Origin of the sequence: Bacteroides sp. CAG:189, assembly GCF_000432295.1 — a bacterium.
Lineage (GTDB): Bacteria > Bacteroidota > Bacteroidia > Bacteroidales > Bacteroidaceae > Bacteroides > Bacteroides salyersiae.
This window is the reverse complement of sequence record NZ_HF991020.1, coordinates 1-10,909: the sequence shown is the minus strand read 5'-3', so window position 1 is coordinate 10,909 and position 10,909 is coordinate 1. Positions and strand designations below refer to the sequence as shown.

Here is a 10,909-nt window from a genome sequence, read left to right as displayed (position 1 = left end):
CCTCTCCTACGGAGAGGGTTGGGGAGAGGCTTCTAAAACAGTACGATTCCTGCTTCTGCGATTACTCCTTTGTCATAAGTGACATCTCTGTTGTAATAGCGGCTTCCTCCATAACCTCCGGTTGCAAAAATGCCGAACTTCTTTGTAATCTGATATTCCAGATTCAGGCGTGCCTGCAAGCCGTATAGGCGCGCCGGAATGCCGTAATCTTTATTTTTAAAGGTTTCGATGTGTTGGTATCCCAAATCGCCGCTGATGGTCAGGTCTTTCCATAAAGGCAGCCAGATACCGCCGCGATAAAACAATGAAGCGGAGAATTTATCGCTAAAGTCGAGATAATGCGTACCGGCACCTACGATGGTGTAGAATAGTTTGTTCTTGAACCGGGCACCTATGTTGATTTTGGTGGCATTTCCGCCAAAGACCATCATTTGTACTCTTGTGTCGGGGTTGGCGTTGACAAGTCCCAACTGAAACCCCTTCATTTCTTCTTTATAGTAATTCACCAAACCGATTTGCAATCCTTTCGCTTTCGTCGCGTAGTTGCCTAAACCTATCTGCACACCGTTCATGCGCGAAGCCACTATATTGGCAAGCCCTGTCAGTTGCACACCGTTCAGATTTTCGCCTGCTACGTTCAATAATCCTCCGGCCATTATTCCATTAAAAGTAGAACCTGTGATATTGGCGAGTCCGGATAGCTGTGCACCACCGGCTTTATCGCCCGATATGTTCATCACACCGCTTGCCATTACACCGTAAGTATGGTCACCGCTGATATTGGTCAGCCCGGAGAACAACACTCCTTTACTTTCGTTACCGGCGATGTTGACAAGTCCCGTAGCCGAGAATCCTATCATGTTGTTGCCGTCAATGTTGCTGATTGCAGAGAGTTGCAGGCCACGCATGCTTCCACCCACCATATTGGCAAGTCCCGATGCCTGTATGCCGTTCATGTTGTGGCTGATAACACTTCCGAATGCATTGAAGCCTGCACCGTTTAGCCGGTTCATAGCCGACAGGATACCCAAATTGAAATAGGTAGTCTGGGCACTGTCTGCGGGTTGTGTGCTGACTCCATTCCATATGGACAGATTGATACCTGCACTCTTGTTTTGTGCAGACAATGTACTGCCTGCCATCAAAAACAATGCAAGGGATAGAAATAGTTTTCTTTTATTCATTCTTCTTTTTATTTAATTTCGTCCGGCCATGGTGCAGGTTGTTGTGTTGCACGCAATGTAGGTCGTTGAGCGTTTACCGAACGAAGATAGTTACTTAATTTTCCTGCCAGTTGTTTTACGATGCGTGGCTTTTGAGCTGCCAGATCATGTTTCTCGCTGATATCGTTGGGAATATTGAATAGTTCCCTTTTACCGGAATCAAAGTAATACACCAGTTTCCAGTCTCCCGAACGGATGGCACAGGTTGCACCGATTCCCGGTCCCGAAGGCCCCCAACTATGCGGATAGTGCCAGTAGATATCTCTATCTTTCATCTTGCCTTTTCCGGTGAGTAGCGGCATAAAGCTGATGCCGTCCCGTTGTTGTATTGTTTGGTAGTCCGATATTCCTGCTATCTCCAATATGGAAGGGAAGAAATCTTCTATCATCAGATAACGGTCGCATTTGCTTCCGGGTTTTACTGTACCCGGCCAGCTTACGATCATCGGTTCCCGTACGCCTCCTTCATAGGCAGAACCTTTACCACTGTTGAGTGGGTAGTTCTGTGTATGGAGCTGTCCGGCACGCGTATGTGCGGCCAGTCCGCCGTTGTCCGACATAAATAGAATGACGGTGTTTTCCTGTAGGTTCTTCTCTTCCAGATAGTCCATAAGGTCGCCTAAGCTTTTATCCATCCCTTCCACAAGAGTGGCATAAGCGGCTTCTACCGGCGGCAGCCCTTTGTCGATGTACTTCTGATAGAAGCGCATGTCCGGTTGTATCGGTGTATGTACGGCATAATGAGCCATATACAGAAAAAATGGTTTGTCGCTTTTTTGTGCATCATCCAATGCCTTTTCCGCTTCCAGCGTGAGTGCTTCGCTAAGGAATGTATCTGTGCCGTGATATTTCTCCAATCCCGGTACGGCAGCCGGCGGATTCTTTCTATCGGTTTTATTCCCGAAATTCTCTTTTCCGTAATAGCTGGCAGGAGAGCCGGCCGCATGCCCGGCTATATTCACTTCGAACCCCATTCTCAACGGGTCTTCTCCCGGGGTATCTATGGCTCCGAAATGAGCCTTTCCACAATGTATGGTGTGATAGCCGTTTTCTTTCAATACTTGCGCCAATGTCGTCACTTGAGTGGTGCGCTCTATTCCCGGTTCCTGGCATATGCCGTTTACATTCCATTCCGGATATATCAGCACAGAGTCCGGTTGTTCGTGTGTCTTGTTTTTATGCAGTGTCCAACTGGTCACCCGGTGTCGTGCCGCATTCATTCCGGTAAACAGGCTGACGCGGCTTGGCGAACTTACACTACAGGCATACGCTTGCGTAAACATCATGCCTTGTGCCGCCAGGCGCTCCATATTGGGCGTCTCATAAATGTCATTGTAATGTGTACGTTGCGTCCAAAAGGGCAGAGAGGTGTCTTGCCACCCCATATCGTCTACCAGAAACATAATGATATTGGGATGTTTCTGAGTTTCTGCCGCTTGGGCTTCACCCGTTATGCCACATATCGGGAGTATGGCCGCCGATAATAACAGTTTGTTTCTCATAATTAATAATGTGCCAATGTGTCAATATGCCAATGTGTCAATATGCCAATGTGCCAATGAGATAATGCATCAATGCGTCGATGTACCAATATATCAATATGCCAATGGCCAATTAGCTGCGCTATTATTCTGAATGGTAATTACTGCATTAACACATTATTCAATTACCCTATTATTTAATTAGCACATTCTTTAATTGGCACATTAGCACATTGGCACATTGATCAATTATTTATCCTTTAGCCTCTTGGTACAGGAATCTCTTGATCGATTTCTTCGGAGTTTTTTCGAATTCTTCCGGATATATTTTCATTTTTGAAATCTGACTGTAAGCCGGCAGCATCGCGTTCAGCGCCACCCGGTTTTCTTCCATCACACGCTCCATGTCTTCGTTCTTCAATCCATGTGCAAAGGCTTCGTCAAAGTCCGGATAAACCAGTCCGACGAGTTTGTCGTTCTGCTGCACGATGATACTTTCCGATACATAAGGCAGGTTATTCAACTTATCTTCAATTTCTTCCGGATAAATGTTCTGACCACTCGGCCCTAATAGCATGTTCTTGCTGCGTCCTTTGATCGTGATATTTCCTTCGGCATCTTTTAAGGCGAGGTCGCCTGTGTGCAGCCAACCGTCTTTGTCGACAACCTGTTCCGTAGCCTCTTCATTTTTATAATATCCCAACATTACGTTCGGCCCTTTGCAGACAATCTCTCCCGGTATATTTTCCGGGTCTGATGAGAGAACCTGTACATCCATGCGCGGTGCGGCTTTACCGCATGATCCCGGCTTGAAACGTTTCCAATCTTCGTAGCAGATGATCGGGCCACATTCCGTCATACCATATCCCACAGTGTAGGGGAAATCGATCATTTTGAGGAATTGCTCCACTTCCTGATTGAAAGCGGCGCCACCTACGATTATCTCTTCGAAATTTCCACCGAAAGCCTGTATCATTTGCTCGCGTACGGTTGCTTTGATCTTGTCATTGATGATAGGTACTTTCAACAACAGTTTCATGGTCGGGGTTTCCAGTTTCGGCAGGATATTTTTCTTGATGATTTTTTCAATGATAAGCGGTACGGCTACCACTAAGTTGGGTTTTACCTCGGCAAAAGCCTGGAAAATTATTTTGGGGCTCGGCATGCGGGTAAGGAAGTAAATCTGGCAACCCACGGCGAACTCGTATAAGAATTCGAACGCCAGTCCGTACATATGTGCCATAGGTAGCATAGAAACGATTCTGTCACCCGGTTTCAGGGATAATACTTCAAAACCGAATTTTGTATTCGACCACAGACTGCGGTAGGGGAGCATTACCCCTTTCGAATAACTTGTAGTCCCCGATGTATAGTTGATGACTGCCAACTCTTCGGGTTGGTCTTTCCGGTATTCCACGTGTTCTTTCCGGAAATTCTTCGGATATTTCTTTCCGAACAGTTCATTGAGATGCTCACGGGCATGTGTCAGTTTTTGGCTGCGCGACACTAATAAGGTAAAATCGTTCATCATCAGAATACCCTCTAACAGTGGCATGGCCGATTCGTTCAGATTCTCCCATACCATGTCGCCGACAAAGAGTAATCTGGCTTCGGAGTGATTGACGATGTTGTGTACATTATCGGCTTTGAACTCATGTAAGATGGGGACAATTACTGCGCCGTAAGTCAAAGTAGCAAGAAAGGTGACTCCCCAATGGGAACTGTTCCGCCCGCAGACGGCTATTTTATCTCCTTTACGAATGCCGCTTTCTTCGAAAATGATATGCAACTTTTCGATTTTGCGGGCTACGTCTTTATACTGTAGGGTGGCTCCTTTGTAGTCTGTCAAGGCATCCAGATCCCAGTTATTCTTGATACTGTTTTCAATGTAAGCTATAAAACTTTGTTCCATTGTTTATTGCACATTTGAGATTAAATTGTGCAAATATAGCTATTATATTGAGAATAGAAAACTTATTTAGTTGAAAGGTGAAAATTGAAAGTCTTGATTTAGTTGAAAGTCTTGATTTAGTTGAAAGTTGAAAGTTGAGAGTTGAAAGTTGGGCTGCGCTATTTGTTGTAACGTTGTATGCAGCCTATCAACTTTTAAATTAAGACTTTCATTTTTCAACTAAACAGGCCTTTTAATTTTCAACTTTCAACTTTCACCTTTCAACTAAATTAAGACTTTCAATTTTCAACTAAACAAGTACCATTCATACATCCTCCGTACCCCTTCCTCTATTTCTATTTTATGGTGCCACCCTAATTGGTGCAGCTTGGAAGGGTCGGTAAGTTTACGCATGGTTCCGTCGGGTTTAGTACTGTCAAAGGTGAGTTTCCCTTTGTAGCCTACGGTTTCTACGATCAGTTCGGCAAGGTTACGGATACTTATTTCTTTGCCGGTACCGATGTTGATGTGGCAGTTACGGATATCTTTGCTTCCTTCCTGATAGGTATCTTTGAAGTCTATATGTTCCATCACGAATACGCTGGCATCTGCCATTTCTTCGCTCCAAAGAAATTCGCGTAGCGGTGTTCCGGTTCCCCACAATAATACTTCCGTATTGCTGATACCGTATTTTTTCAGAATCGTTAGTATCTCTTCTTTGGAGTTTTCTCCGCTGATACCCTCTACGGGGCGCAGATTCATGTCTTTCCGGACAGCCTCCCAGTTATCTTCTTTCAGGCAGTGAGCCAGATGTATTTTGCGAATCATAGCGGGCAATACGTGGCTGCGTTCCAGATCGAAGTTATCGTTCGGGCCGTATAAGTTGGTGGGCATTACGGCAATATAGTTCGTTCCGTATTGCAGGTTGAAGCTTTCACACATTTTCAGTCCTGCGATCTTGGCGATGGCATACGGTTCATTGGTATATTCCAATGGCGAAGTCAGCAACACATCCTCTTTCATCGGTTGTTCCGCATCGCGCGGATAGATGCAGGTGCTTCCTAAGAAAAGCAGTTTTTTCACTTGGTGACGGAAACTTTCGCCGATCACGTTCTGCTGTATTTGCAAGTTTTTGTAGATAAAATCGGCACGATAGATGCTATTGGCCATGATACCGCCTACGAAAGCAGCAGCCAGAAATACATATTCCGGTTGTTCTTCATCAAAGAAGCGGCGAACGGCTGCTCCGTCCAGCAGATCGAGCTCTTTGTGAGTACGACCTACAAGGTTGGTGTATCCTTTCTCTTGCAGGTTTTTCCAGATAGCAGAACCCACGAGGCCGCGATGTCCTGCTATATATATCTTTGCATTTTTATCCATCGGTTTTATTCCTGTTTAGTTGCAATCATTTTTTGTACTTTCTTCATATCGTGGCGCACCATGATTTTCACCAATTCCGGGAATGGAGTTTTGCAAGGATCCCATCCCAATACGGTTTTTGCTTTGGTGGGGTTTCCCAACAACTGTTCTACTTCTGCCGGACGGAAATATTTCGGATCAACCTCTACCAATACCTTTCCGGTAGCTGTGTCGATTCCTTTTTCGTCCAGTCCTTTGCCTTCCCAGCGCAGGTTGATGCCGGCTTCGGCGAAAGCAAGCGTACAGAATTCACGTACGGTATGCATCTCTCCGGTAGCGATAACGAAATCTTCCGGAACGTCGTGTTGCAGGATGAGCCACATGCACTCCACATAGTCCTTGGCATATCCCCAGTCGCGGCGGGCATCCAGGTTTCCTAAATAAAGTTTGTCTTGCTCGCCTTGCACGATGCGTGCGGCGGCAAATGTGATTTTACGGGTTACGAATGTTTCACCACGGCGTTCGCTTTCATGATTGAAGAGGATACCGTTTACGGCAAACATACCGTAGCTTTCACGATAGTTCTTGGTAATCCAGAAACCGTACTGTTTGGCCACTGCATAAGGGCTGCGCGGATAGAAAGGAGTCGTTTCGCTCTGGGGTACTTCCTGTACCTTGCCATATAGCTCGGATGTAGAAGCCTGATAGATACGCGTTTTCTTTTCCAAACCTAAAATACGCACCGCTTCGAGCATACGCAGTGTACCGATGGCATCCGCTTCTGCCGTATATTCAGGAACGTCGAAAGAAACTTTTACGTGACTTTGGGCAGCGAGGTTGTATATTTCATCGGGCTGCACCATCTGAATCACGCGTATCAGTGAACTTGAATCCGTCATATCGGCATAATGCAGATTGATCGTACGTTTCTGTTTCATGTCGCGCACCCATTCGTCAAAATAGAGATGTTCGATACGTCCGGTATTGAATGAAGAAGAACGGCGGAGGATTCCGTGTACTTCATAACCTTTTTGCAATAAAAATTCCGCGAGGAATGAACCGTCCTGTCCGGTGATTCCCGAAATAAGAGCTTTCTTCATGATAGATAATTGTTTATTGATTTGTGATATTATTCCGATGCAATATTCGGGCTTTTCTTTCGGATAGAAAATTAATTTTAAGATTAATCTTTTAGATTTGATAGAAAAAATATATATTTGCTGAATATTATTCGGATATAAATGAATATTCTATTATATAATTCGTAATATTTATTTTTATTTGAATAATTGTTTGTTAATATAGATATTTTCTGATATGAATGATTCTTTTAATGAATTAACTCTTTCCAATTATTGGGACGGACGGTTTCCGGATACAGGATTTGCCCGTAAGAGCTATACCAACCGTATCTTTGGCTACATAGGCAACAAACTGATAAAGGTGTTGTTCGGACAGCGTGGTGCAGGCAAGTCTTATTTGTTGCGTCAGATTATGGTACATTTGCTGGATGAAGGAGTATCGGCGCGAAACGTGTTGTATATCAGCCGGTCGTTTACCGATTCCGGGTTCATTTCCGGACGTGGAGGGCTTGAAGATCTTCTTTCCGTCTATCGTGAGCGGCTTCATCCCGTGGGGAAGATCTATATATTCATTGAAGAAATACAGAATATCGATGGTTGGGAGGAGTTTGTCCGTGCACATTCACAAGATTACGTCAATAGTTGCGAACTGTTTATCAGTGGTTCGAACAGGGGAATGATTCCTTGTGATACCGAAGGAATCCCGGACCGGCACTATGTCAGTTTTGAGGTCTTTCCTTTCAGTTATGCCGAATATATCGAAAAGGAGTCGGAAGAAGTTTCGGATAAGAGTTATGCTTCATATATGGAACAGGGAGGTTTGCCCCGTCTTTCAGCTTTTCCGTCGGAAGAGTCAAAATGGAATTATGTTTCCTCTCTCAAAGATACCGCGTTGTTTCGTGATGTCGTAAAGCGCTACCGCATTAAAGATCCCCGTCTTTTTGAAGATACGCTTATTTATCTGGTGGAGCATTTGTCCGGGTTGGTATCGGTCACCAATCTCGTTTCTCATTTCACTGCGCAGAAACGGAAGACGAGTTACGATACCATTGCCAATTATATCAGTTATCTGGAAGATGTTTTTCTTATCCACCGCGTGGAGCGTTGCCAGGTTCGCACGAAAGAGGTGGTATTAGGCACTTGTCGTTACTATATCAACGATTGGGCTTTTATGCATTATCTTTATCCTTTCTTTGTCCGCGAACGGGAGGTGAAGTTCAGGAATCATGTCTGTCTTGAATTGAAGCACGCCGGATATCGGGTTAATGTAGGTGTACACCGCAATAAGGTGATTGATTTTATGGCTCGCAAGGACGATCGCATTATCTATATTCAGTGTGTTTCTACTTTGGAGAATGAGGTAGCTATGCAGGCTTCGTATGCTTCGCTGGAGTCGATACAGGATAATTATGAAAAGTGGGTGGTATCTCTTGACAAAACGATGCTGCCGTCAAAAGAAGGTATACGCCATATACAAGCCTGGAAGTTGGCGGAAATGCTGTAGGGGATATATGAGAAGATAGGCTTTTCCCCCGTTAGTAAATTTAACAATGTTAATGAAGATTTCGTGATGTATGTCTTTGCTGTGTAAGATATACATATCTTGAGTATAAAAGAATGCATTCTTTGATCACAAAAGATAGTATTTAACAGGATGTTAATATTAATTTCTTGTCAAGAGAAATATTGCTTTTCTTACTTCTGATTTCTTTTATATGATACGTTGATATACAGTGGTTTATGTGTTTTCTGATAACTGATGGTAAAACAATGTGTTTTGCCGGGATGACAAGGAGTCTTGACTGATACTTGCTGATTTGGCAACTTAAATGGGCGTGCCGGAATAGCCGATTATCGGTTGTGTCCCGTTTGTTCTTTTTCCGGCACGCCTTTTTCCGGTATTTTTATGCTTTTGACCATCAGGAACTTCTAAGCACTTTTATGATATATTTTCCCGGTGCTTCAATTTTGTTCCAGTGTGTTTTTGCCAATAGTTTCCATATGGCTGGTGCTTTTCTTTCGTAAAACGAACAGGTCCACATNNNTGTTCTTTCCCTGCCGTAATCGGACAGTCTCAGTATGGCTGTAATTTCTGCGATCTCCTTCACTTTGTGCAATTTGAGGTTCTCTAACAGTCCATAGTAGTTGTGCGTATGTTCATCGAGGGTATAGTCCGGGGGCAAGGGCAGGAGTGCATAATTATCCTCATATCCATCCTTCTCCCCCGTGGGGGGATTAGAGGGGGGAAGTTCTTTACTTTTCTCTGCTTTACTTTGCTTTACTTTACTTTGTCGGAAAATGTCTGCATTTTCTGCATTCAACTCCGTTTCTGTCCGCACACTGTCTGCATTTTCCGTGTTCAGCTTCATTTCTGTTTGCATATTGTCTGCATCGTCCTGTTTTTTGCATTCATTTTTGCTGTTGTTTTTGTTGTTGCTTTTGCTGTCTGTACACTCTATCAGTAGGTACGGGAGCTTGGCTAAATCCCTCTTTCTCCGGCTTGTAGCTTCCATCCACACCTTCTGGATTTCCGTTGAAGTCAGAATTTCATATTTTTCGTAACTCTCCTTGTCGAAAAATTCTTTTTCCACAAGCATATTTACGATATCTCCCATAGTTTCCTTGTCGTATTCCGGTCCTAATTTTCTTGCAAAAATCATGCACTGTTCTTTTCCCCAAGGGATATAATATCCGTCCGTATAAATCTTGCACAATAACATGATCACCGCATACGGCCCTTTTATCCCGAATATTGCTGTGAGCAGTTCTATTTTGTCGCAATGGAAAAATCCCGTCAGTAACGGGAAGTAATTGATTCCGATATATTCTATTGCCATAACATCTTATCCCATTACCTTCCATTCCAGAAAATTCTCCATTTGAAATGTTCTCCATCCCTGTTCATCTATATCCCAATAGACTACTGCGGCTTCCACGTTTGCGGGATTATATTTTTTGTGAAATTCCGCTTCATAATACCTTAGCGTAGCTTTCACGAATTTGAACTTCCCGTTTTGTTTGTAGAATGCGATGACGGCATGTCCGTATTGCATGTAGTCCAATAGGGCTTCCAGGTGTTGTGCCATCCATTTGGCGGTATTTTCGGAATAGTTCTTTTCCTGCATAATACGTTTTTCCCATTTCCGTTTCATGGCTTCGCTCTCTGATACCGTCCTTGTTAAATTTTTCATGATATAATTTTTAATGATGAATACCTTGCTGCGTCTATGCAGCTTTAGGCGGTGGTAAAGATACGTCTGTCCGTCTCTGAAACGGATTAAGAAAATGCCTGTCTTTTTTCATTCGTTTTTTTCTTTATTCCTTTGCCTTTTTTTTAACTTTCCTGTCTTCGTTTATGATGGTGGAGATGTAGTTTGTAATGGAGCTGATATTTAGTGGCTTGTACTTCCCATCCACAATGTATCCCAGTATTTCTGCCTTTGCTATAAATCGTGCAAGTGAGACTTGTGATGTCTTGATATTTCTACCCATACTTCCTTGATGATAAATGGAAATTAAATATCTGATGACGTCTTCGTGGTTGGAAATAATACCTTTTATCTCTTCTTTGTTATCTTTCTGTTTGTGCTCATTAATGCTTTGGTTATTAGTGTTTAATGGTTTTGTTGACTTGCTTTCAGAAGTGTTTTCATTACATCCTTTTGTCTTTCTTTTTTGTTCATGATCTCTGTTCTTGTTTTGTTAATGGTTAAAATATTTAAAAACGTCAAAAGTAATAAAGTAATTTGAATAAAGATAAATGAATGGGGGAGAATATAATGAAAAGATAATGTTTGGAGTAGTATTCAATTGAAGTACAATGTGATATGATGAAATAAAAAAGTGTTTCAATAAACGTTCGTTTAATTGAAC

General features: G+C 43.2%; 8 protein-coding genes. 1 reads left to right on the top strand and 7 read right to left on the bottom strand.

The genetic code is table 11. The features are described from left to right. Positions 1-32: 32 nt before the first annotated feature. The 5 genes from QVP90_RS04315 to gmd form a co-directional block, all read right to left on the bottom strand. The gene (locus tag QVP90_RS04315; protein ID WP_021935743.1) at positions 33-1,184 is read right to left on the bottom strand and encodes an LA_2272 family surface repeat-containing protein; all 1,152 of its coding nucleotides are present in this window, start codon (positions 1,182-1,184) and stop codon (positions 33-35) included. Between the two features lie 8 nt (positions 1,185-1,192). After that, the gene (locus tag QVP90_RS04310) at positions 1,193-2,725 is read right to left on the bottom strand and encodes a sulfatase (RefSeq protein WP_005923104.1); all 1,533 of its coding nucleotides are present in this window, start codon (positions 2,723-2,725) and stop codon (positions 1,193-1,195) included. A gap of 232 nt (positions 2,726-2,957) precedes the next feature. Further along, the gene (locus QVP90_RS04305; RefSeq protein ID WP_005923101.1) at positions 2,958-4,616 is read right to left on the bottom strand and encodes an AMP-binding protein; all 1,659 of its coding nucleotides are present in this window, start codon (positions 4,614-4,616) and stop codon (positions 2,958-2,960) included. Between the two features lie 285 nt (positions 4,617-4,901). Then, positions 4,902-5,975, bottom strand: coding sequence for a GDP-L-fucose synthase family protein (locus QVP90_RS04300; protein ID WP_005923098.1), 1,074 nt, complete (start codon positions 5,973-5,975; stop codon positions 4,902-4,904). Positions 5,976-5,980: 5 nt separating this feature from the next. Next, positions 5,981-7,054 (bottom strand): GDP-mannose 4,6-dehydratase, encoded by a 1,074-nt coding sequence (gmd, locus tag QVP90_RS04295; RefSeq protein ID WP_005923095.1) that lies wholly within the window; start codon positions 7,052-7,054, stop codon positions 5,981-5,983. Between the two features lie 217 nt (positions 7,055-7,271). On the opposite strand from gmd, the gene QVP90_RS04290 reads away from it, so the two are divergent. Further along, complete coding sequence (locus QVP90_RS04290; RefSeq protein WP_021935742.1) at positions 7,272-8,540, top strand: ATP-binding protein; 1,269 nt, start codon at positions 7,272-7,274, stop codon at positions 8,538-8,540. Positions 8,541-8,955: 415 nt separating this feature from the next. Here QVP90_RS04290 and QVP90_RS04285 read toward each other — a convergent pair whose 3' ends face one another. Then, positions 8,956-9,873, bottom strand: coding sequence for a DUF4373 domain-containing protein (locus QVP90_RS04285; protein ID WP_021935741.1), 918 nt, complete (start codon positions 9,871-9,873; stop codon positions 8,956-8,958). Between the two features lie 6 nt (positions 9,874-9,879). After that, on the bottom strand, positions 9,880-10,227 hold the full coding sequence (locus QVP90_RS04280) for an SH3 beta-barrel fold-containing protein (protein WP_021935740.1): 348 nt from the start codon (positions 10,225-10,227) through the stop codon (positions 9,880-9,882). Positions 10,228-10,909: the final 682 nt, after the last annotated feature.

Excerpts from the sequence above, each read along its gene's own strand:
- QVP90_RS04280 (WP_021935740.1), bottom strand. The coding sequence starts at position 10,227 with ATGAAAAATTTAACAAGGACGGTATCAGAGAGCGAAGCCATGAAACGG.
- QVP90_RS04290 (WP_021935742.1), top strand. The coding sequence starts at position 7,272 with ATGAATGATTCTTTTAATGAATTAACTCTTTCCAATTATTGGGACGGA.
- QVP90_RS04310 (WP_005923104.1), bottom strand. The coding sequence starts at position 2,725 with ATGAGAAACAAACTGTTATTATCGGCGGCCATACTCCCGATATGTGGC.
- QVP90_RS04315 (WP_021935743.1), bottom strand. The coding sequence starts at position 1,184 with ATGAATAAAAGAAAACTATTTCTATCCCTTGCATTGTTTTTGATGGCA.
- QVP90_RS04305 (WP_005923101.1), bottom strand. The coding sequence starts at position 4,616 with ATGGAACAAAGTTTTATAGCTTACATTGAAAACAGTATCAAGAATAAC.
- QVP90_RS04300 (WP_005923098.1), bottom strand. The coding sequence starts at position 5,975 with ATGGATAAAAATGCAAAGATATATATAGCAGGACATCGCGGCCTCGTG.
- gmd (WP_005923095.1), bottom strand. The coding sequence starts at position 7,054 with ATGAAGAAAGCTCTTATTTCGGGAATCACCGGACAGGACGGTTCATTC.